This is a genomic window from Mesorhizobium sp. M5C.F.Ca.IN.020.29.1.1 (assembly GCF_003997375.1).
Classification (GTDB): Bacteria; Pseudomonadota; Alphaproteobacteria; order Rhizobiales; family Rhizobiaceae; genus Mesorhizobium; species Mesorhizobium wenxiniae.
Genome location: NZ_RZSW01000048.1, coordinates 1 through 20354, shown reverse-complemented (window position 1 = coordinate 20354; position 20354 = coordinate 1). Strand labels below are relative to the sequence as shown.

At 59.7% G+C, this 20354-nt stretch carries 23 protein-coding genes and 3 pseudogenes; 12 read left to right on the top strand and 14 right to left on the bottom strand.

What is annotated here, in order from left to right:
• Positions 1 to 1137: ATP-binding protein (locus EOA85_RS06695; RefSeq protein ID WP_127208811.1), on the top strand; the 1137-nt coding region annotated here is incomplete at its 5' end.
• Between the two features lie 317 nt (positions 1138 to 1454).
• Here EOA85_RS06695 and EOA85_RS06690 read toward each other — a convergent pair.
• Together EOA85_RS06690 and EOA85_RS06685 are read right to left on the bottom strand one after the other, a co-directional pair.
• Positions 1455 to 1829 carry a single-stranded DNA-binding protein gene (locus EOA85_RS06690; RefSeq protein WP_245485630.1) on the bottom strand — a complete coding sequence of 125 codons (375 nt, stop codon included), beginning with the start codon at positions 1827 to 1829 and terminating at the stop codon, positions 1455 to 1457.
• A gap of 40 nt (positions 1830 to 1869) precedes the next feature.
• Positions 1870 to 2376, bottom strand: coding sequence for a hypothetical protein (locus tag EOA85_RS06685; protein WP_127208810.1), 507 nt, complete (start codon positions 2374 to 2376; stop codon positions 1870 to 1872).
• Positions 2377 to 2490: 114 nt separating this feature from the next.
• Between EOA85_RS06685 and EOA85_RS06680 the strand changes: the two genes are divergently transcribed.
• A complete protein-coding gene (locus tag EOA85_RS06680; protein WP_127208809.1) occupies positions 2491 to 2994 on the top strand; it encodes a helix-turn-helix transcriptional regulator in 504 nt (167 codons plus the stop codon).
• Between the two features lie 101 nt (positions 2995 to 3095).
• Here EOA85_RS06680 and EOA85_RS06675 read toward each other — a convergent pair whose 3' ends face one another.
• Together EOA85_RS06675 and EOA85_RS39810 are read right to left on the bottom strand one after the other, a co-directional pair.
• Positions 3096 to 3554: a hypothetical protein gene (locus tag EOA85_RS06675; protein ID WP_127208808.1), complete on the bottom strand. Its 459-nt coding sequence runs from the start codon at positions 3552 to 3554 to the stop codon at positions 3096 to 3098.
• A gap of 677 nt (positions 3555 to 4231) precedes the next feature.
• Entirely contained in the window at positions 4232 to 4357 is a 126-nt protein-coding gene (locus tag EOA85_RS39810; protein ID WP_281033709.1) for a hypothetical protein, read from the bottom strand.
• A 486-nt stretch (positions 4358 to 4843) separates the two neighbouring features.
• Here EOA85_RS39810 and EOA85_RS06670 point away from each other — a divergent pair, with 486 nt between their 5' ends.
• A complete protein-coding gene (locus EOA85_RS06670) occupies positions 4844 to 5326 on the top strand; it encodes a hypothetical protein (RefSeq protein ID WP_023801640.1) in 483 nt (160 codons plus the stop codon).
• 382 nt (positions 5327 to 5708) lie between these two features.
• Here EOA85_RS06670 and EOA85_RS06665 read toward each other — a convergent pair whose 3' ends face one another.
• Positions 5709 to 6716, bottom strand: a complete 1008-nt coding sequence (locus EOA85_RS06665) for a dienelactone hydrolase-related enzyme (RefSeq protein ID WP_127208807.1) — start codon at positions 6714 to 6716, stop codon at positions 5709 to 5711.
• The gene (locus EOA85_RS06660) at positions 6706 to 8319 is read right to left on the bottom strand and encodes a hypothetical protein (protein ID WP_127208806.1); all 1614 of its coding nucleotides are present in this window, start codon (positions 8317 to 8319) and stop codon (positions 6706 to 6708) included. Before EOA85_RS06660 ends, EOA85_RS06665 begins: the two co-directional genes overlap by 11 nt.
• A 244-nt stretch (positions 8320 to 8563) precedes the next feature.
• On the opposite strand from EOA85_RS06660, the gene EOA85_RS06655 reads away from it, so the two are divergent.
• On the top strand, positions 8564 to 8947 hold the full coding sequence (locus EOA85_RS06655) for a hypothetical protein (RefSeq protein WP_127208805.1): 384 nt from the start codon (positions 8564 to 8566) through the stop codon (positions 8945 to 8947).
• A 115-nt stretch (positions 8948 to 9062) separates the two neighbouring features.
• Here EOA85_RS06655 and EOA85_RS06650 read toward each other — a convergent pair.
• Positions 9063 to 9599, bottom strand: a pseudogene (locus EOA85_RS06650) (phosphotransferase); the annotation flags it as partial.
• Between the two features lie 71 nt (positions 9600 to 9670).
• Between EOA85_RS06650 and EOA85_RS06645 the strand changes: the two are divergent.
• Entirely contained in the window at positions 9671 to 10075 is a 405-nt protein-coding gene (locus tag EOA85_RS06645; protein WP_127208804.1) for a hypothetical protein, read from the top strand.
• A gap of 750 nt (positions 10076 to 10825) precedes the next feature.
• Here the strand turns inward: EOA85_RS06645 and EOA85_RS06640 are convergent.
• The 3 genes and pseudogenes from EOA85_RS06640 to EOA85_RS06630 all read right to left on the bottom strand — a co-directional run.
• A pseudogene (locus tag EOA85_RS06640) lies at positions 10826 to 10972 on the bottom strand (phosphatidylserine decarboxylase family protein); the annotation flags it as partial.
• A gap of 94 nt (positions 10973 to 11066) precedes the next feature.
• Positions 11067 to 11984, bottom strand: a complete 918-nt coding sequence (locus EOA85_RS06635; RefSeq protein WP_127208803.1) for a hypothetical protein — start codon at positions 11982 to 11984, stop codon at positions 11067 to 11069.
• Between the two features lie 198 nt (positions 11985 to 12182).
• A complete protein-coding gene (locus tag EOA85_RS06630; RefSeq protein WP_127208802.1) occupies positions 12183 to 12644 on the bottom strand; it encodes a GNAT family N-acetyltransferase in 462 nt (153 codons plus the stop codon).
• A 413-nt stretch (positions 12645 to 13057) separates the two neighbouring features.
• Between EOA85_RS06630 and EOA85_RS39805 the strand changes: the two genes are divergently transcribed.
• A complete protein-coding gene (locus tag EOA85_RS39805; RefSeq protein ID WP_281033708.1) occupies positions 13058 to 13180 on the top strand; it encodes a hypothetical protein in 123 nt (40 codons plus the stop codon).
• Here EOA85_RS39805 and EOA85_RS06625 read toward each other — a convergent pair.
• The 4 genes from EOA85_RS06625 to EOA85_RS06610 are packed head-to-tail and all read right to left on the bottom strand — an operon-like array spanning position 13174 to position 14870.
• Positions 13174 to 13506, bottom strand: a complete 333-nt coding sequence (locus tag EOA85_RS06625; protein WP_127208801.1) for a hypothetical protein — start codon at positions 13504 to 13506, stop codon at positions 13174 to 13176. The two genes, EOA85_RS39805 and EOA85_RS06625, sit on opposite strands and share 7 nt — an antisense overlap.
• Positions 13503 to 13715, bottom strand: a complete 213-nt coding sequence (locus tag EOA85_RS06620; protein ID WP_127208800.1) for a hypothetical protein — start codon at positions 13713 to 13715, stop codon at positions 13503 to 13505. Before EOA85_RS06620 ends, EOA85_RS06625 begins: the two co-directional genes overlap by 4 nt.
• Positions 13712 to 14272, bottom strand: coding sequence for a thermonuclease family protein (locus tag EOA85_RS06615; protein WP_127208799.1), 561 nt, complete (start codon positions 14270 to 14272; stop codon positions 13712 to 13714). The genes EOA85_RS06620 and EOA85_RS06615 overlap by 4 nt, the downstream gene beginning before the upstream one ends.
• Positions 14253 to 14870: a hypothetical protein gene (locus tag EOA85_RS06610; protein ID WP_127208798.1), complete on the bottom strand. Its 618-nt coding sequence runs from the start codon at positions 14868 to 14870 to the stop codon at positions 14253 to 14255. The genes EOA85_RS06615 and EOA85_RS06610 overlap by 20 nt, the downstream gene beginning before the upstream one ends.
• 358 nt (positions 14871 to 15228) lie before the next feature.
• On the opposite strand from EOA85_RS06610, the gene EOA85_RS06605 reads away from it, so the two are divergent.
• The 6 genes and pseudogenes from EOA85_RS06605 to EOA85_RS06580 all read left to right on the top strand — a co-directional run.
• Positions 15229 to 15816: a lytic transglycosylase domain-containing protein gene (locus tag EOA85_RS06605; RefSeq protein ID WP_164759520.1), complete on the top strand. Its 588-nt coding sequence runs from the start codon at positions 15229 to 15231 to the stop codon at positions 15814 to 15816.
• Entirely contained in the window at positions 15803 to 16105 is a 303-nt protein-coding gene (locus EOA85_RS37320) for a TrbC/VirB2 family protein (RefSeq protein ID WP_164759519.1), read from the top strand. The genes EOA85_RS06605 and EOA85_RS37320 overlap by 14 nt, the downstream gene beginning before the upstream one ends.
• 3 nt (positions 16106 to 16108) lie before the next feature.
• Positions 16109 to 16411 (top strand): VirB3 family type IV secretion system protein, encoded by a 303-nt coding sequence (locus tag EOA85_RS06595; protein WP_127208795.1) that lies wholly within the window; start codon positions 16109 to 16111, stop codon positions 16409 to 16411.
• Positions 16408 to 18819, top strand: a complete 2412-nt coding sequence (locus EOA85_RS06590; protein ID WP_127208794.1) for a VirB4 family type IV secretion system protein — start codon at positions 16408 to 16410, stop codon at positions 18817 to 18819. The genes EOA85_RS06595 and EOA85_RS06590 overlap by 4 nt, the downstream gene beginning before the upstream one ends.
• Positions 18803 to 19978: a transglycosylase SLT domain-containing protein gene (locus EOA85_RS06585; RefSeq protein WP_164759518.1), complete on the top strand. Its 1176-nt coding sequence runs from the start codon at positions 18803 to 18805 to the stop codon at positions 19976 to 19978. Before EOA85_RS06590 ends, EOA85_RS06585 begins: the two co-directional genes overlap by 17 nt.
• 64 nt (positions 19979 to 20042) lie before the next feature.
• Positions 20043 to 20354: pseudogene (locus tag EOA85_RS06580) on the top strand (conjugal transfer protein); the annotation flags it as partial.

Sequence of the window (20354 nt, the reverse complement as noted above, 5' to 3'; positions counted from 1 at the left end):
GCCGGCTGGAGTGGCCGGCGCGACGCCTTCATCGAGGCGATGCTGCCGGCGGACTCCGACCCCGCCTTGCTGCAGGCGACGGTCGAGCGGCTTTCGGCGGCCTTCGATGCCGACATCTCCGTCTACGGTCCGCAGGGTCGGCTGCTTGCAGCGGCCGGCCGGCCGATCCCCCCGCAAGAGTTCGGATCCCGGCGCAGGATGCATCCCGGCGGGCATCACCTGCTGATCAGCCGGCAGCCGGACGGAAGGGTGATCGCGGCGCGGCTGAGAATGCCGTTCGGCCCGGCCGGCCGCAGCCCACTTGCCTTTCTCGCGCTGATCGCCGCGGTGATAGGGCTTGCCGCCTTTCCGGTCGTGCGCCATCTCACACGCCGCCTTGAAGCATTGCGCCAGGGCGTGGATCGCTGGGGCGCAGGCGCTCTCGACACCCGCGTCGCCGTGCGCGGCAGCGACGAGGTGGCGGCGGTGGCGGCGAGCTTCAACCGCGCCGCCGAGCAGATCGAGCGGCTGCTTGCCGCGCATAGCTCGCTGCTTGCCAATGCCAGCCACGAGTTGCGCTCGCCGCTTGCGCGGCTGCGCATGGCGATCGACCTCAACGCTAAAGAACAAAGCGGCCCGATGCGCGACGAGATCGTGCGCGACCTCGCCGAACTCGATGCGCTGGTGGAGGAAATCCTGCTTGCCAGCAGGCTCGACCATATCAAGAAGCTGGAACGGGTGGAGCCGGTGGATCTGCTGGCGCTCACGGCCGAGGAAGGCGCGCGCTCCTGCGTCGACGTCTCAGGCGAACCCGGCGTCGTGTCGGGCGACCCGACACTGCTCACGCGGCTGGTTCGCAATCTCATGCAGAACGCGCAGAGACATGGCAGTCCGCCGGTCAGCGCGCATGTGGGAACCGTAGGAGGCTCTGTGGTGCTCAAGGTGCGCGATCACGGACCGGGCCTGCCGGAAGGTACCGGCGAGCGGGTGTTCGAGCCGTTCTTCCGACCACAGGGCCGCAGCGAGACGGCCGGCGGCTGGGGCCTCGGCCTATCGCTGGTGCGCCAGATCGCCTTGCATCACGGCGCAACCGTGCACCACAAATCGCCGTCCGGCGGCGGCGCCTGCTTCGTCGTCACGTTTCCGAGAATATCTTGAATGTCTTAGAGGGTCAGGGTTTGACAGTGCTCTTGCCTCGGGAGAAGCCGGTCCTATTCTTTCCACATCGTCGAGCGGAGAAGAGCCTGCGTGTGCTCTGCCAGGTCGAGCTCACCGCGCGCCTGTGCAGCGCTGCCTGCGCCCCGCACAGAAGTGGCAGGGGTAGTGTAAAAGCCAAAATCAAGGCGATGAAGAAGCACACGATGCCAGTGGTCGCGACCGTGATCACATCCAGCAAGTCGTCTTCCACGACCAATCATCCTTGTTGCCGGATGGTCTGCCAGGGCGCCGCTCGGCCGAAGGGGAGGGACGTCCTGTCAATCGCTCGTATTGGCATTGGCAACTTGGAAGGCGTTGAACGTCGTTGCGACCAGATCGGTCGTGTAGACCGTCTCGCCGTCCTTTTCGTAGGATGAGTTGTTTATGCGGCCTTCGGCTATGACCGGCTGGCCTTTGGTAACGTTGTCTTTGATCCACGCGGCCTGATCATCGAACACGGTGACGGTGACCCAATCCGTCCTGGTTTCCTTCTTTCCGGCGTCGTTGGTCCAATGGCGGTCGGCAGCGATGCTGACCTTTACCGCCTTATTGAAGCTGGTGATGCTGCCGACGTTCCCGGCAACGGTGAAACGGTTGATGCTGCGCATATTGGGATACCTTCTGTAATTAGGTGGCTCGATTTCCGTTCGCACGTCAATTAGAGTGTCATCATAGAATCGGCGGAAGCAGCAGTCAGATGTTGAGATTGAACCACGTCCGCTGCCTCAAGCCCTTGGCGTCGGTGTACTCGACGTACCAAGGCTTTGTCCGCGTCGGCCGCGGCATGCTGATGGTCTTCTGGCAACTGTCGCCGTCACGCCGGTTGGTGACTGGCTTGAAGATTGGCCTGCCGTTGCGATGGTTGAAGCACAGATTCTCGCGCTTCTCGCACATGTTTGGTTTTAAGCGGTTGCCGTCGTGCCCGACGTCGCTGTAGCCGACGGTCCAACCTTCCGGGCAGTCGTCATAGACGTCTTTCCGCGCCGCGGAGGAACTCGCGGCGGGACACGTCGGCCAGGAGAAACCTGGAAGCTTCATGGCCCCGAGGAGCCGGTACATTGTCGGGTGGCAGCTTGGGGTGGCTTGCCAGTTCCCGGAAACGCACAGCAGTACCTGACAGCCCCATTCGGATGCCGGCGCGCTGCTGGCGTAAAGGGAGCCAGCCGCAATGGCGGCCGCATAGAGCAGAGATTTGGTCAAAAGGAGCTCCTTTCACGGGTGTCGCAGTTTATACTTTAACTTATTTCTTGCGACCGCGAAAGGAGGTTTGTATGGGGTTGGACGGCGGTGGAAAAATACGATCCGAGAAACGTTTTGGACAATCCAGAGCGCGATGTCATGCAGGCGCAAATAGCGGCAAAACTCGAAGAAGTACGACAGCGGCGCAATCTCTCGAATCGAGATTTCGTTGCGCTGATCAAGAGCTTTGCCGGCGACAAGGAATTCTCCTACCGCACCTACTATTTGACGATGCGGCAGGAGCAGAATCTAACTCTCGGGACAGTCGCGCTATTCGCGCGGGCCCTTGAAATCAGCGTCGCTGAATTGCTGCTGCCGCCGACAGTCCTGGAGCCATCCATGAAGCGGCTCGACGTCCAGCAGATCAAGGACAACATCGCGCGCGCGCTAAATGCCTTCCGCAGCCGCAAGGACATGCTGAAGAAGGAGGTTGCCGACCTGATCGGCATCTCGGTCGTCACCTATTACAAGATCGAGCAAGGGCAACAGAACCTGACGCTGGCGATTATCGGCATGATTGCCAAAGGGCTTGGCGTGCCGACGGCCGCTCTGCTCCTGGGCCGCGTCCCCAAGCGCTGATTTTTGCCTTGCTCAGCGCAAGCGGCTCCGGCAGGCTTGTTCAAAAGCCCCTTGCAACGGTTCGACTGGGTGCGGAATGGTGGGGCTAGGCTTCCCAGCCGTCAGCCGGACGGTGGTTTGCGTCTAGCAAACCGCTGAGAGCGGCCCGAAGGGCTACCGGTCCGGCTGTAAGAAGGCTGTCCGCCTTTCTGTTTATTGCCGAAGGTTCCTGAGGACGCCGCTTTTTTGAACCCAGTCGGACAAAATTTAAGGCCGAGGTTCGGCCGAAATTTTTCGAGCCATGCGAGCCAGCGCCGGCACTGGATTTTTACCAGGTTTGGCAGATGCCTGGCGCGCCACTGCGGGCGCTCTGTGATGTCGAGCAGGCCAAGATGGCGGGCCCGGCGCAGCGCGTTGCGTACGGTGGTGGCGCCGACGCCGGCGCGGTCGCCGATCTCCTTGACGCTCGATCCGCAAGAGCCGTGCTGACGGCAATCCGAGGCAACAATGTAAAGCACGGCCCGTTCACCCTCCGTGAAGCGATCCCGCACATTTGGGGGTAGGGCGGCCATATCGCCCAAGCGTCGTTTCCTCGCCCATCGGACGGGACAGCGCGACCCGCTCGCCGCTTGGTGGCGCGACTGCTTGGATTTCGGACGCTCCGGAAAGTAGGTGCGCGCCGGCGGCAACCGGGTTTCGCGGGCCACTTGCAGCAAGGAGCGCCGCGAACAGGCGGCCTCGCTTAGTTCTTGCGCCTCCTGGTCCCTCAAGGCGCCCTCGGCTAGCCCTCGCCAGACCAGCGCAAGATAGTGGTCGATCTGCTTGACCGTCGTGATGTCGGCAAGCCACTGGGCCATTTCGGTGTGTATGGTCACCACGTCTTTCCCTTGCTTGCGGCAAAGAAAACCGTGGCGCGAAAGCGCATTTTCCTGTTGCGACTGTCAGGGGAAGCAGCTAGATTTTGCCAACTTCTTTTGGTGGCAATTCGACGGAATTGGCGTTCCGTTCTAGCTACGACCTCTTGGAAATCCGGCCTTCGCGCCGGGTTTTCTTTTTGCCTATCAGTTCTCCTACGATTCGATGATTTGCCACGGTAAGCGGCACGACGCATAAGTTAAAGTAAAAACATGATTGCCGAAAACCTCGGAATACGCGGTGCCGCCGAGGCGGTTTCGGCTTTGCGCCCCCGGCGCATCCGTTCCCGGCCGATCGCCTTCGCTGCACAGGGGAGGGCGGCTTTCGCCGCCCCAGTCGTTAACTATTCGTCGCTGTCGTCAGTGTTTTCATTCGCTTCGGAGCGAGGATGGACGCGGGTGAATATCGGCGCGATAACATCGGTCGCGTAGACCGTCTTGCCGTCCTTTTCGTTGGACGAGTTTGCCAACCCGGCCTTCCACGTAAAAGCTGTCGCCAACGTTCACGTTGTTCTCGATCCAGTCGGCGCGCGTGCCGCTCGGGATCGTGACTGTAAGGCGAAAACCGGTAGGGGGACCACTCACCGAAGGGCCGGCGCAAGATTCTCGCATGCGGATCCGCAGCCGGTCCTGCACGGAGTCGGCGAAGCCGGGGAGGAAGAGTGGGGGGATGCCGGTTTTCGCCTTTTTGGGGAGAGGGGGCAGAGCCCGCCTTTCCCCTCTAGCGACAAAGGAGTTGATACTTTAACATTGCTGCATGAGCGACGCCCAACAGATCGCGGACATGTATTTTGAGGAACTGCGCGAACGCGCAGAGCGCGAGGGGATTGACGCTGCGTTGGTGTGGCAGCGATGACGCTGGCGTTCTATCAGAACAGCGCCAGCACTGGATTTCATCGGCGACAAGGGCCGTTGCTGGTCACGCCGACGACTGAGGTAAACGGGCCGGAAGAACCATGAACAATGACAGCGTGTCACTCTTTCGAATGCGTGCGATCGCCCCCGCAGCGATCATCACTCTGCTGGTGCCCGGATTCACGTTTGCGCAGGCAGGCAATCCGATGTGGCAGTCAGGGTATAATTGGACGTGCGAAGCGACGGCCCGCACGATCTGTGAGCGAGACGGGACTTGCAAAATCGGCGATGCAGGCGGTGTGAAGTTCGAGATCGAATATGAAAACAGCCGTGCGCTGTTTCCCGACGGGACGGTGAAGATCAAGCGACACTACCGGCAGACGGTCAATGACAGTCCCCTGCAGGCGGAGGTGAAAGTCGAGCTGGCGGACAACCGCGTCCTGTGGTTGACGGCGGTCGATGCGAGCCGCACTTACTCGCAAGCCTGGACGGGAGCCATTGTCGAACCGAAAGGAGGGGTCGTGCTTTCGATCACGCAAGGCGTTTTTTGCCTTCCAGAATCGGCGGGAATGCCAAAGGGATGACACCGGACAGTTTGACCCGAAGGCAGCGTCGGGAACTGCGATGGTGGGCCGCTGAACTTGGCAAGGATCAGCAAGGCAGCGTGCCTTGCGTATCGTGTCACGGCGTCGGGCTGCAGGCGCTCGAAAACGATCGCGACGCCGCCGTGATCAAGAACGGTGTGGGATACGCAGCTGAGCCTTGCCGCCGTTGCGCCGGCATGAAATTTTCGCCGCTAGGGGAACTGTTCCCGTCCAATCGATACCAGCCAATCGCCGCGTCGGGCAACCCCAGATTCATCACTTTCGTGTCGTGACGACTACCAGAGAATTTGCTGGTGCACTGACCGGCCAACGCCAAATTCATGCTCGCCGGGCCGACTGGTCAGCAGACGACGGAAACCGCTCAACGGGCGCGCCTTAGTAACCGCTTCAAGCTCAAACCGGCCAACAAAATGTAAGGCGGCATGGCGAGCGAATAGTGACCACAGTTTAATTCCAAAATATTTGGCCTAGCCCCGGCGTCCTTCAGCCTCTGCATGAACCTCTCCGATAGCTCTGGCAACACCACTTTGTCTCTCTTAGCCAACACAACCTGAAGATCGAGATCAGGCCGTGCCAAACTATGCGCGTAATTCTCCAAGTTAAGTGGACCCCAGGCTCTTCTGAGATCGGTCAGCGCAATCTCAGGCTCAAGGCTATCGCGTATCGATCGTGTCGCGCGGCCCGTCCAAACCATATCCGCTAGACTCCCCGCCGTCAGAAACAACGAGGCTTTTGACACAGCCAAGTCGTGTGCCGCGACTATGGCCGCAACCCAGGAACCTAAGCTCATTCCGAGAACCGAAATCTCTCGATAGCCTTCGCTTTTCAACCAACGTATGAGTTTTCGCCCATCCAACACTGCCTGCCTTACAGATTGGATCGTTCGACCGAGATTAGGGCTAAGCATATAGTCGGCGTGCACGGAGCCGGGACGGCTGCGTTCGAAGTGATAAGGCATAGCAATCTCGACAACCGTGATGCCACGCTGCGAGAAAAAGTTGGCAATCTGACGATTCCGGGCGCTTGCATTCCAATGGTGAAAAATCACCATCGCCTGATCGAACGAACCGCTTTCTGTGATTTTCGCCCAGACTACATTGTTCTCTTCGATGTCAGTAAAAATGTCCGATGGAAATTTGAGCCACCCGCCTTGCCTTTCAAAACCCTGATCGCTCCCGCTCGGCTCATCGAAAAAGGCTGGATCAGCCACGGCTTGGTCCGCAAGGGCACAGAATTCCTCGATACTTGTTATCTTCTTCGCACCTGGAAAGGCGCGTTCCGCGTCAAGGACGAAATCCGTTGGTTTCTTCCCTTCCTCTCCGCGAAGGGCCCGGCGTTCGTCCCAACGATCGAGCCAACTATGAAACACTCTGATTGTTTCCTAACTCGCTCGCTCGCCAGCGGCCTAATCCTGGATCGAACAGGCCGTATAGTGCGACTAGCACTGAAATGGCCAGAAGGGTGGAAAAGCCGGCAAACGCATCGATCAACAAGTAGCTAACAACAAGTAACGCCACGACCGCCGACATCTTCCACAAAGGCGCATGAAATCGACCTCCGACACCTAATCGGATGGAGCCATACAGAAATACAAAACAGGTCGAAATAACGATAAGAAGGCTGCTGTAATGCGTCGGCATACGATAGTGGAACCCGGTGCTCACATCATCGCGACCTTGGAACATCGAAGACATATCGCCGACCAACCACGCCACAATATTCTCCCCACTGGATGCCAGATAAGAGCTTTGGACCTTCATCCATATGGCGACCAGAACCCCCAAAACAGTACACCGAAAAACCCCACGCATCACTGTGAGGCCGGCTTCATTGAGCTCTTGCTGATGATCAACATGCGGCAGCTTCTTCAATCCGTCTCCAATTCTCCAAAGATCATGAACAACCGTATAGAGCAAAATGAGACCTACAAAGAAAAGATAAAACACCAGGCACATGTATAGGTAAGCGAGCCCCGTAAAAATGACTGTTTCGGGGACAGATATGACCTCAGGACGCACAAGAGCTATTTTTCCCCAATCCATGGCATAGTTGCCACCGCCCTTCATCAACGGGATCAAGGACACGCCGATCCATTGAAAAAGACCCGCGAACAGCAAGCAAATCAAAAAAACCGACCAATATGTGTAGGAGGAAGCGTCAACGTTGCGCAACCAGGCGTCGTCGCTTTCCACCTCATCGCCCCGCGCTGCGAGCTTTCTGCGACCCTCACTTTTCCAGAAGACCAGCAACTCTATAACGAAGAAGAAAAACAGCGGTAAGAACACCATAAAGTCGAGTGTCCAATTTGCGGCCCAAAGGAATCCAACCTGCTTAACGAGCCCGTCCGCTCGCTCGTAGGTGACGTTGTGGATACCAATGATGTACGACAAAAAGCCGAGGGCGGTCATGCCGGCAAACACCGACGCCGGCAAATTCAGGGGAGATCCGTGACTAAAAAACGCCTCCGATTTCCTCGCCAAACTAAAACTCCCCCTCGGCTCCTTGGCGTCAGTATCCCGTGTCAGCTCTGCCGGAGAGTCTGTCTCGTCATCGAAGGTCGCAGTCAGTGCCGTATCTGGAATCTCCTGTGCAACGCTGCTTCCGGCTCTCTTCCATTCTCGTCTCTTGGCCGATAACCGCGATTGCGCCGCACTGAGCTCCATCTGCCATTCGCTAGTTGCGACCGGATCATCGCATCCAAAAATCCTCGCCAGCCAACGAATGTTGGCAGTGCTAATTCCCTTCTCGTTCTCTTGAAACCAAAGCTGCACCGTTCGCAGATCGACCCCAGCCCGGTTGGAATCAATCCGTGAAATCGCCTCTGCAAGAAGCTCGGGCGTCCATGGGCCCGCAGGAAACCCGTCTTTGCCCAACGGCCGACCCGCACCCGCCGCCGCCAATCGTTTGAATAATTCTTTGAAATCACTCCCGTCTCTCGGCGGAGGGAGAAATAACTTTCCGTTCCTAAACAATGACTTATAGGCTCTGATTTCGTTCCGTTTCGCTAGGCTTCGTATCCTATCGTGCCTTCGTCCTCAATCAACGTTTTTATCAACTCAATGCAACTACGAAACGCGCTTCCAAGCTTTGGACATGCGCCCCCGGACGAAGCGTACAACTGATTGATTTTGGGAAGGAACATGGCCGAAATCATTTCCTTGGAGCGGGCGAGGGACGCCCAACGTAGCTTCTCACCCCACAAGGAGGATGCGCGATATGGCTCTGGCCGTGATAACGTTTAATGGTGAACGCATTGAGGATCCTATCACTGAAAGGCCGCTCACAACGATACTTCTACGGCATCGTCAGCTGAGAGAGCAGGTGGAGCGTCTGTGTCGGCGTCTCGTCGAGTGCGAGACGGAAAGTCGGTTTTCAGCGCGGCTCGAGATGCGACTGAACGAGCTCCTTGCCCAGGAAGAGCATGCGCGGGACGAGATGCTTCGATTTGCGGTCGAAAGCATCGAGGATTGCGCTGCCAAGGCCGAGCACCTTCGGTGGTTGCTCAACGAGGGCGACAGCGGATTGGAAGACGCCGATTGGAATCTGCTGTTGCAGTCGTTTGTGAATAGTACCCCGGTGGCCGCCGGCGCTTTCTCCTAAGCTTGCGTGCGGACGCCAAAGGTGCCTGCCAGAAAACGAAGAGTGGAATCTTGCTGTCTGAGCCGACTGCCGGAATGCACAGGCAGCGCCAGAAGCAGACCTTCATCGCTGCAGGTCACGACCCTACAAGCGCTGCAGCGTGCTCCTCAATCCAGGCGATCTCAAGCGCCTCTTCGTCTAGTACACCTCGACGAGCGAGCTCCACCTGCCACTTAGAACCGTTGGCGACGAGCTTCCACATGTGTTCCTGAAATTGCCGCACCCGCTCGATTCCCGCTTGCAAGACACCAACCTCAGGTTCGAAACCGTATGCGTGGAGCAGCAAACGATAGCGGCGGGCCTTTTCGGCGACGCCGGTCGGGAGTCCGTGTGCTCGACACTTCGTGTCACGCCAGAATGGCACCCAACGCCAGGCAATGAACCCGAGGTCCCAGGCGCGAGGCCCTGGTGCCGCGGTGTCCCAATCGATGAACGCCACCGGCAGGCCCGCTCGAAAGACGGTATTCCATGGCGTGAGATCGTTGTGACAAACCGTCTCAACAGGCTGACGAGCCTCTAAGCGCCACTCGCGGCCAGCCCATGGAAAGGTCGCGGCGGCAGCGGACGACAGTGCGAACCATCCTGACAGGAACGCGCCAACTGTCGTGCTACGGTGAGAGCGGTCGGCCGGTGTTTACGACACCGATCTGCCAGCCTGCCATGAAGTGAAGAGGAGAGTTCACCATGTCCAGGATCAACCGCCGCGCCTTGCTTCTCAGCTCCGGCAGCGCCGTCATCGCCTCGATGGGTGCGGCAACGGCTTACGCCACAGAGCCGCGACGCCGGGACCGGGAACCGTCGCGCGACCTGCGGGCGCTGATAAAGGCGCACAAGGCAACGTACGCGGCGTTCGGCAAGGCAATCCAAGAAAGGGACGGCAGTAATCGCGAACACGACAGAGCCAGCCGGGCCGAGGAAAGGGCACTGCTGGCTGTCTGCGCCTATCCTGCGGTCAGGGAAGGTGATCGCCGGGCCAAGGCCCGATATCTTTTGAAGTTCGAGGCGCGCGGCGAGCTCGACTTGGCAGAGCACATGCAGGCTCTTCTCCGTTCGACAATGTGGAAAGGAAAGGGGAGGGGGCCATCGTAGCTTGCCCGTCAAACACCTGAGGGATGGAGACGGCCGGGAGGTATCGGGTGCGGCCGTCGAGCAATTGCGGGAGTCTAGCGGCAGCCGGAAATCACACGATGCAAGCGCCCAGCGTCCACGTCGCAACCCCTGTCAATACTCATTTCTTGCGATCGACGGCTCAGCCAGAGTCGAGTTCATTAAGTCTCTGCTGCTGACGAGCTAGGGAGGCCGAGGATCATGATCTGTGTGCTTGCCGGAGAACCGCGAGGATGCTGGCGCGCGGTCTTTGAGCCGGCGATTTTGCACCTCTATGTAGAATTCGCGCCATCGAACAAGGCCGATTGGATGTCGATCGACGATTTCCTTGCGCGCGTTCCTCGCGACGAGCTTCACAAACAGGCGCTGGAAAGACTGATGGAGCGGATCACTCGCGCTTTTTCAAGTAGCTGAGGAAGACGATGGTTCCAGCCATCTTTCCATCATTCGGTAGCAACCGCCACCAAATGACAGGCTGCGCCTGAGAGGCACCCAGCCAGTCAGGATGCTGCCTAAGGGCATGAAGCCAACTCCCCAGACGCCGTGCCCCTTCGGATACAGTCCGTTCCTATCGGGCGTACATCTCCTCCGCCCAATCGGCGAACTCCTCTAGCCTTTCAAGGGACCTCTCGGCATCGGCGCGCGTCTTCGCCCTCGAGCCGTACTGGATTTCGTCCTTTTGTTCCAGGAGCGTCTTCAGATTGGATTCCCGCCATTCGGTAGCAACCGCCACCAGCCGGTCAGGATCAACCCGATCCAGAACAGCGGTCCCCAGACCAGACCAAGCACCAGCGTACCCACGGTGAATCCGGCGATGAAGGGGTAGCCCTCGCGGTGGATCGGGACAAGCGTGCTGCGGATCGTGTCGGCCAGGTTCATGGGCGGCCCTGAGGCTCCGGTTTGCGAACGAGGCCGACGTTTAGCGGATCGGTCCGCCGAGGGCAACGCAGGCAGGCAGGTGCGGAGAGCCGTGCTATCTCTCGGAGATGCTGTCGCGAAGCCTTACGAATCGATCCGCCGCCGCGTTCTGCTGGTCGGCGGCCAGTTGGACGACCACAAGCACCAGCGTTCGGCCGCTGACGAAAGACCACGCGACGCCCGGCCGGACGAAACTGTCGGTTTCCTGGCGAAATACAAGTTCGATGTGCGGGCCGTTCGCGCCCTGTCCGCTCTGCCGGCCCGTCACCCGGACGCCCTTGTAAACGCTTTCGATATGGTTCGCGAACGCATCGGGATCGCGCGCCAAACGATAGCCATCGGCCGCCTCCGGCGGCAAAGCGACGACGGTCACAAACGGTTGGCCGGGGGCGGAATCCGACTCGTTGCTGGGCCCGTCCGTCATCATCACTCCGCTGTTGGAGAGCGTCACCGTGATTCGCAGCCCGCCGAAATCGGCAATATCGATCGGCAGCGCGGCAATCTGCTCGGCCGGCGACATTATGCGCTCGACTGTGGAGAGAAGGGCATCACGCACGGCGGCGTCGGTCACTGTCGGACGGGCCTCGTCGAAAATCGTCGCGGAGACGGTACCGCTGGACTCCCCGCGCACCAGCAGAGCCATCGCATCCGCGGCGGCCATACGCATCCGCATCAGATGAGCCGGCCGGCCACCGACCTGGATCTCGTCGATGGCCACGATACGGCCCTGATCCGCGCCTGATCCCACAACCGACCCGACCGCAGCGAAACGGGAAGGGTCGTGCGGCTGCGCCGTAGTGACGACTATGATTATCGCTCCGGCAGGGTGGACGAACATCGCGTGCGGCCGAGTCTCGACCGTAAAGCCCGGCGGCGGCGTCAGCCCCCAATGTGCGCCGGGAAGGAAGACCGGCTCCGCGGTCGCCGCCCAGGAAAAGAACAAGCTGGCGGCAAAGGCGCCCAGCGAGACCAACAGACCGGCGAGAGCAGCAGGCAGCAATCGCACATCGCGCTGCGGGAAAGTGTGGCTGGCGCAGGCTACACTCATGGCGGTTGGCGCTCCGTTCCGCAGGCTCTGCGACAGGACTAAGCCTGAGGAATGGGCAGCACGTCAAGTCACCGGTCCGGGGCGGCGATCCGGAGCCAGATGTTCGCGCTCGGGTAAAGGAACTCAGAACTGCTTGCGATACACGACGAAACCGGAGTGCTCCGCCACCTTGTCGTAGAGCAGCATCGCGGTCTGGTTCGTCTCGTGCGTGTGCCAGTAAACGCGCGGCGAGCCGGCAAGCCGCGCCTGCTCATAGACGCCCTCGATCAGCGCTCTGCCGACGCCCCCGCCGCGCTCGTTCTGTGCCGTGAACAGGTCCTGCAGGTAGCAGACGGGCGCGATCGCGGTGGTGTTGCGGTGAAAAAGGTAGTGGGTCAGCCCGACCAGCCTTCCGTCACGCTCCGCGACCAGCGCGTGCACGGGTTCGTAAGCGTCGAAGAACCGGCCCCAGGTCATCCGCGTGACTTCGTCAGGAACCGCCGTCGGGCCGACACGCTTGTAGAATTCGTTGTAGCCCTCCCAGAGCGGGAGCCACTTGTCGTAGTCCTGCCGGAGGACGGGGCGGATTGTGAGGCTGGCGGGCATGCGTGATCCTGATTGCGGCGGCGAAGAAGCCTCGGCAAATATCCGCGCGCCGGCCGGCGCAGAAGTGGCAGAAACACCCGCTTCTTCGTCCAGCCGAAACGCGGATGCCTCATCCGGCCGTTGCATGCGCGCTACAGGATGAGGTATCCCGTGACGACCTCTCCGAGGGACGACGGCGAGGAAGGCTGCTCCCAGGAGACGACGTACCGTCCCGCCCGTCGCGCACCGTCGTGGGCGACGCCCCGCATTGGGTGCATGGTATTCCGAGACCTGCGCATAGCCGACGCCGACGGGCCCGCGCCAGGCCGCCGCAGCACCCGCACTCCTCGACGGGATCGCTGTCTCCGTATCCGTAGCCGCCGCTCATCCGTGCCTCCACGCGACACGCTTTGTTGGCTTTCAGAGCTACGTCAATGATCGATGTAGCCGCCAAGGCGGCCTATGTGCGGACGCTGCTGCGCGACGGTGCGAGCGGTTTGGACGAGAAGGACTGGGAGACGCTTTTGCAGTCGTTTTCAGGTCATGACGGCTATTGATAGAGCGAGGCCATCCAGCCGCTCGGGGTTTGAGAAAAGCCGACGATGGATTGTCTCTTCCTTTGGCCGCCGAGACCGTCATAAGTGACGTCAACGGCGCATCGTACACCGGGTCCCAGGGTGTCTTTGTCGCATTGCCCCAACGACAATTGCAGATTCGGCCAGTCATTGGGCTTCGCGGCTTGAAGCGACGCGCGAGCTTCTTCCTCAGTGGGAATTTCCAATTGGGAGTTTCCCGGCGCCGACGATGTTAGGGCGTAGGTCCCGCCAACTCCCATGGCGATACCGATCACGAGAGCGATGGCAGAGGATGTGATGCTGTTCATGAATACCAAAGACTAAGGAGCAAAGCGCCTAGAGCGGGAAATTGATTGCAAAGCCACGTGAGCGCCAGAAGGAAAATGATGGCGGCTACAGCCCAACCGTTACCGCTGTGGAGATCGGCGAGATCGCGTTCAGCTTGCTTTTGCGCTTCTAGCCCTTCCGCCTGCACGATTGTCATAGGGCGGTTGTATTGAGAATCTGGCATGGTCATTGGCCAGCTCCTTTCGTAGCCGCGGGCTGCGAGATCTGCAGAAGCGCCTGGACGGGGTGCGGGAATTTATAAGCCCACAAGCCCTCGCCGGCGCCTTTCGCCGTCAGTTCCGCAACAACATAACTCATATTGACGGCGTTGCCATCCGGGTAGGTTGCCGCAAAGGCGAAGCCCGAAGAAATCATCGCAGTGCCAACGTCGATCGTCGAGCCGTCGATCTCAGCGGCGCAAACTGCGAAAATCGCGTTGTCCCGCGCTCGCCCGATCGGTTGGCAAGTCACGGTCGCCGTCTGGAACAAGCCTCCGAGCTGAGCCAGCGAAAGGCTTCCGCAGTCCCGCTTATTGCCGGCGGCGTCGATAGCGATGCTGCCGCGTATACAGGACTGGACGCCATACAGGCGGTAGACCTGGCCATTGAACTCCCAGGTGTCGCCGGTCTGCAACGTGATGTTCTTGGGGACGGCGAAGCTCGGCGCCACCTCCTGCCCGTGGGCCGGAAGAAGGATCGCGGCGATTACAGTCGCCGTCAAAAGAATATTACTGGCTCGAATCGCCAAGTCCCATTTCCTTTCCCATGACGGCCGACTCGAGGAGATCGGGGCGAAGTGGCTTGCCCTCCTTGTCTACGGCGATCTCAGCAAAGCCCTGGAAGACCATGGAGTCGTCGTCGTTGGCGACGAGAAACGGATCGTTGTTCGATCCTTCACCAACGCGAGCGAAGCAGGACACCGGGTCAGGCGTTCCAGGCGTCGATTGCAAGACCAGCGTCTTGCAAAGGATTACGCTGGCGCGCTTGTTGTAGATCGCGCCGGCGTCGTCTTTCGCGGCGTCCTTGCAATCCCACGTCTGCACCCGATTGTAGATGACCTTCTTGGACGGGCAGGACGTCAGGCCGCGCAAGACATATTCGACGCCGTTGATCTTGCGATGGGTCGCGTCAATGATTTCGACGGGAGATGAAATCTCGTCGACGTCGCGAGCGACGAGCTTGCCAGTTGCATCATAGCGCTCGAGAACGAAGACCTTCTTATGAGGTTCTGCGAACTGGCTAAGATATTGAACGCTCGGTTCGGCGAACGGTGACGGCTCGTCCTGGGCGAATGCGGCGCTCATCGAGGCAGCGGCGGCAACCAAGGCGGGAACGATCAATTTCATGACGGTATTCTCCGTTTTGGCTGCATTTGTGCGCGGCTGACCGAAAGCGTCAAGCGGCTGGCGCGGGCAGCGCCGAAGGCGCAACACGGGCGGCTTGGACGCGCTGAGGTCGCCCGCGCTATGATCAGCAGCAAAAGGGGCGAATTACCGACGAGAAAGAAAGCCATGGTTGTAGTCGCTTGTTGACGAGCGGGATTGCCGCGGTTATGACGTAAGTTAAAGTAATAACCGGAGCGACGCAATGGCCAGAGTTTCGTTCGTCGGAATTCTTGTGGCGGGGGGTGCGCTAGCAACACAGGGCCATGCGCAGGATGCCGTCCCTCGGCAGGCTCTACAACCGATAAATGTAGCAGCCCGCATGGCAGCGGCGTTTCAGAACGAAAAGCCTGCCGCGCACACCGTGAAGTTGAGTCATCAGTCGCCTGAGACCCAGTTGCCAGCGGCAACCGAGTGCCCGGCAGTCGACAGCAAGGCCGTAAGCGACCTCGTGCGCGCGGTGGCAGCAGAGGAAGGTGTCGATGCTGACCTGGCCGATGCGGTGGCTTGGGTGGAAAGCCGGCATGGCGCGGCGCGCAAACAATCGTCGGCAGGCGCCGTGGGGATCATGCAGCTGATGCCGGGAACGGCGGGCGATCTTGGCGTTCGTGACAGGTGTGATGTCGAGGCGAACGTTCGCGGCGGCATCAAATATCTGAAGCAGCTTTACGGTGAGTTCGGCGACCCACTGTTGATGCTCGCCGCATACAATGCTGGGCCTGCAAACGTTCGTCAGAGCCAGGGCATTCCGGAGTTTCCGGAGACAGCCGGCTACATCATCAAGGTTCTCAACCGCTGGAAGCTGTCAACCATGGTCGGCTCGTCGCAGCCGGCGAACGTGTCTGAGGTCAATGGAGAAGGGAAACTCGAAAATGCGTGGAAGGACGGACATGTTATTGAAGTGGAGTAAATTCACGCTGCAGTTCACGGCTGCCGTTGCAATCGCCACGATTTTGCAGCCGGTCGCCGCCTTCGCTCAGGACGCGGCGCCAATCGAAGGAGTCTTCGATTGGCTGGTCGGCGTCCTGCAGGGCAACATAGCGCGCTCTATTGCGATCATCGCGGTCTGCTTCCTCGGGTTTATGGCAATGACCGGCCGCCTGGCCTGGCCGCTGGCGTTCTCGATCGTCGTCGGCATCGCTTTCGTGTTTGGCGCCTCAACACTGGTCGACGCAATCCGTGAGACCGCCTCGAGCTAAGACATGCACGACAACGAAGACGACCTGCCGACGGCCGAGCCTGTGAGCCTCGCGTTAACGCGCCCCTTGATGGTGTTGGGGGTGCGTTACGAGATTTTTTGGCTGAACGGTTTGATCGGCGTCGTGTTTTTCATCGCCACCAGCAACATTCTGCTTCCGCCCCTCGTGGCCGTGATCGGCCACGGGGTGTCGGCCTATCTGTGTCAACGCGACATTCACATGTTTCATATTTTCGAGCGCCTTTTTCTGACCAAGCGGGCGATGGGAAACACCTCGTATTGGGGAGCCAGGAGCTATTCTCCGTGAGCGTCAACGCTGATCTGAAATACGGTAAGCAACGCAAAAAAGAGCAGGGCGTGAGTGAACACGTCCCTTTTTTACGTCATGTGGATGATAATGCATTGGTGACCAAGGCGGGGTTTCTGGCCTGCATCATCCGCATGGGCGGTCTGCCGTTCCAGACGATGGACCAGTCTGAGCTCAACGCCCGGGTCCTGAACCGCAACACCACATTCCGCAATCTCTCGTCGTCGCGCTTTGCCGTCTATGCGACGATCATCCGTCGCCACATCACGCCGGAGATCGAAGGCAGCTTCGACAACCCGTTTGTCGCGGAGCTGGACGCGCGCTACATGGAGGCGCTGTCCTCCAAAAACCTGTTCGTCAACGAAGTTTATATGACGGTCATACGCCGGCCGATGGTCGGCAAGATCGGCTGGGTGGACAAGATTTTTGATCAGTTTCGTTTGCAATCGGCCGGCGAGGAAACCCGCGCCGAAGCACTCAAGGAACTGCACGATGTGACAGACAGCATCGTGCAGGATTTCGGCGCCTATGGCGCGCGCAAACTCGGAGTGGTCGAGCGCAACGGAAGCGTATTTTCGGAGCCTGGGGAATTTCTAGCGAAGATCTTGGCGGGCGCGGATGAGGTGGAAGTCCCGCTCCCCCGAATGAGCTTGGCTGAGGCTCTCCCGACGCGGCAACTGCTGTTCGGGCGCGAGGCGATCGAAATCAAGGGGGCAGAGCCCTCCAGTTCGAAATTGGCCGCGATGATCTCCATGAAGGAGTATCCCCCCTACACAACGCCGGGCGGCCTAGACGGGCTTCTTCGCCTGCCTCATGAGATCATCATTACACAGTCCTTCGCCCTGGAGGACCGCGTTGCCGCAATGGGCCAAATCCGCAAGATCGGTCGACAGGTTGTCGGGTCTGACGAAGGGGGCACCTCAGTCGAGCAATCCGTTCACGACGGCATGGACAAGCTGGCGCAAGGCGAAGTCGTGTTCGGCGACCATCATCTGACCGTTTGCGTGGTCGCTCGGTCAGTCCCGGAGCTCAACAAGGCGATTTCCGACGTGCAGTCGGAAATGTCGCGTCTGGCGATCATTCCGGTTCGTGAGCGCCTGAACATGGAGCCTGCTTTTTGGGCGCAACTGCCCGGGAATTTCAGCTACATCGCACGCAAGGCCTTGATCTCGTCGATGAATTTCGCGGGTCTGTTTTCGGGACATAATTTTCCGTCCGGCCAGAAAGACCGCCTGCATTGGAAACGTCCGATCGCCCTGCTCGAGACGACAAGCCAAACGGCCTACTATTTCAATTTTCATGTCGACGACGTGGGAAACTTCACGGTTTTTGGCCCGACCGGCTGGGGCAAGACTGTGGCGATGTCCTTTCTGCTGGCTCAAAGCATGAGGGTCGAGCCTCGGCCGCGCTGCGTATATTTTGACAAGGATCGCGGCGCGGAAATCTTCGTGCGAGCGCTCGGCGGCCGCTATGAAGTTCTGCAGCCCGGTGTTCAGACCGGGTTCGCGCCCCTGCAGCTGGATGACACGCCGGAAAACCGGTCATTCGTCGATACGTTGCTCCAATATCTGCTGAAGCCTGACAACGGCACATTGGAGCCCGCCGAGATCCGCGTGATCGGCGATGCGGTCGACCAGATTTTCAGGATTCCGAAAGAGCGGCGCGTCTTTTCGATGCTGCCGGAGGTCCTGCGCGGTCGTTTGCAACCGGGGATGAACGACCTGACACAACGGCTCGAGCCGTGGCTCGACACGAAGAGCAGAGGCTGGCTCTTCAACAATGCGACCGACCAACTCGACTTCTCGTCGGCGGTGATCGGCTTCGACATGACCAAAATCCTGAACGAGCCGAAAATCCGCACGGCGGCGCTGCTCTATATGTTTTTCCGCATCGACCAGGAGATAAACGGCGATCCGTTCCTGGTATTCCTCGACGAAGGCTGGAAGCTCCTGGATGACGACGTTTTCGTCGAATTCATCAAGGACCTGTTGAAGACGATCCGCAAGCGCAACGGCGTGGTCGGCTTTGGCACCCAATCCGCGGACGATGTCGCAAGGTCGGCAATCTCGAACACGCTGATTGAGCAAACCTCCACCAACATTTTCTTCCCGAACCCGAAGGCTGATCAGGAGTCGTACCGCAGACGGTTCACCTTAACTTCCAAGGAGTTTCGGTTTGTCAGGGAGACGGCGAAGGAAAGCCGCGCGTTTCTTGTGAAGCATGCGTCGGATTCGATCGTCGCCAAACTCGACCTTTCGACAATGCCGGACTTGGTGAAGGTCCTGTCGGGCAACGAAAAGACAGTTCGCGAGTGTGAGGAGCTGCGCAAGCGCTATGGCGAAGAGCCGACCGAGTGGCTCCCCTATTTTTGTGGATGGGAGACGGAAGCGGATGAGCAGGCAGCTTAGAGCCGGCCCGACGGCCGTATTGTTCGCAACGGCCGTGACGGCGCCGATGCTCATCGCCCCGAGCATTGGTCTGGCACAAATCGCTGTTGAAGACGATCCCAACCTCGTCGAGCGGAAAAAAGATGAGTTCCAGAACGGCAGTTCCAATGAGGACAAGAAGTCTGAAACTGGACAGCGCAAGGCCGTCGTCTGCACCTATTCGAACAAATACCGGAACGAAATGTTCCGGCGCTCGCCGCAACAGGCGCTCGCACGCGATGCGGGCAATGTGTCTCTCATCCGGCACTACGCAAAGAAGTATGGCATTTCGGAAGGATTGGCGCTGTCCGTGTCCTACCAGGAAGCGCGCTTCGACACGTGCGCCGGCAGCCATACCGGCGTGAAAGGCGCGATGCAGCTCACCAAGAGGACGGGCCGCGGCCTCGGCTTCGATCGCGACATCAACGAGCAGAATGTCGAGGGCGGGGTGAAGCTGCTGAGCCAGGCGGTCAAGAAATGCGGCGGCACGAATTACGCATGCCTCGCCTCTTACTACAACGGTTCAACGGCGGCCGAACAGGCCAATTGGTCGGCTGGCGTCGGGCGCTGGCATGGATACTTCAATGAGTATGCGGGGTCCGGTAAAGCGCCGGCTGCCGCCCCGCCGCCCTTCAGCATCGAGGTTAGCGGCACCGCCGCTGCCGGTGCCGCACAGACTGGCGGTGTCAGTGCCGTCAACAAGACGGCTGCGGGGCTCGAAGCAAGCGGTGCGCAGCGATCGCAGTATTCCAGGCTCATCGACACGTTGGCGGCGGGTGTCGGGATGAAGGAAGAATACATGGATGCCTGGGACGAAAACTCCACGGCGCGCAGTTTGAATGCTGACCTGCTCAACCAGCTAATCCAAGGTTCCGCAGCGGTGAACGAGCTGCTGAATGGCCGTCTTCTGCAGCGCAACACCAAGCTCTCTCAGGTGTCAAAATTCGGCACCAGTGAGGGCACGGAAAACCCGTTCTCGTGCGATCCCGTCATCCTGGGCAGGCTGGAGGTGCCGGAGCATTTGTGGTCCGGCTGCGCCAAACGCGTCACGGGATCGGGCGGCGCGGAGGAAACCACACTGGTTCCCAATGCCAACGCGGCGGCGGGTGCTTTGGAAATCATGCAACGCAACGCGCAATAGAGTGAAAGGAGCCCCCGTTATGAAACGGACTGTTGCAGCATCGCTATTCCTGGTCGCGTCTACTGTGCTCGGCAATGCGCAAATCGCGGTTATCGACGGCGCCAATCTGGATGTCGCGCGAGAAAACGCCGAAAACACCAACTCAATCATGAAGAGCAACGAGGACATCCTTGAGAAGTCGAAGGAGACCCTGCAGGCACTTTCCGGGACGCGAAACGGATCACTCGGCATCGGCCAACAGGGGCTCGGCGGGGGAATGTCGATCGCCTCCGCGCCATCGTTCGGATCGGTTCTCAGCGGCGGGACACTTTCCTTTGGCGGGCTTGGTGGTCAGGCGCAACAGATCGCCGGCGCAGTGATCAACGGTCTTCAGTTG

Excerpts from the sequence above, each read along its gene's own strand:
- EOA85_RS06585 (WP_164759518.1), top strand. The coding sequence starts at position 18,803 with ATGAGCAGGCAGCTTAGAGCCGGCCCGACGGCCGTATTGTTCGCAACG.
- EOA85_RS06645 (WP_127208804.1), top strand. The coding sequence starts at position 9,671 with ATGTCCAGGATCAACCGCCGCGCCTTGCTTCTCAGCTCCGGCAGCGCC.
- EOA85_RS39805 (WP_281033708.1), top strand. The coding sequence starts at position 13,058 with ATGATCGATGTAGCCGCCAAGGCGGCCTATGTGCGGACGCTGCTGCGC.
- EOA85_RS06610 (WP_127208798.1), bottom strand. The coding sequence starts at position 14,870 with ATGAAATTGATCGTTCCCGCCTTGGTTGCCGCCGCTGCCTCGATGAGC.
- EOA85_RS06670 (WP_023801640.1), top strand. The coding sequence starts at position 4,844 with ATGAACAATGACAGCGTGTCACTCTTTCGAATGCGTGCGATCGCCCCC.
- EOA85_RS06620 (WP_127208800.1), bottom strand. The coding sequence starts at position 13,715 with ATGACCATGCCAGATTCTCAATACAACCGCCCTATGACAATCGTGCAG.
- EOA85_RS06655 (WP_127208805.1), top strand. The coding sequence starts at position 8,564 with ATGGCTCTGGCCGTGATAACGTTTAATGGTGAACGCATTGAGGATCCT.
- EOA85_RS06630 (WP_127208802.1), bottom strand. The coding sequence starts at position 12,644 with ATGCCCGCCAGCCTCACAATCCGCCCCGTCCTCCGGCAGGACTACGAC.
- EOA85_RS06605 (WP_164759520.1), top strand. The coding sequence starts at position 15,229 with ATGGCAGCGGCGTTTCAGAACGAAAAGCCTGCCGCGCACACCGTGAAG.
- EOA85_RS06625 (WP_127208801.1), bottom strand. The coding sequence starts at position 13,506 with ATGAACAGCATCACATCCTCTGCCATCGCTCTCGTGATCGGTATCGCC.
- EOA85_RS06595 (WP_127208795.1), top strand. The coding sequence starts at position 16,109 with ATGCACGACAACGAAGACGACCTGCCGACGGCCGAGCCTGTGAGCCTC.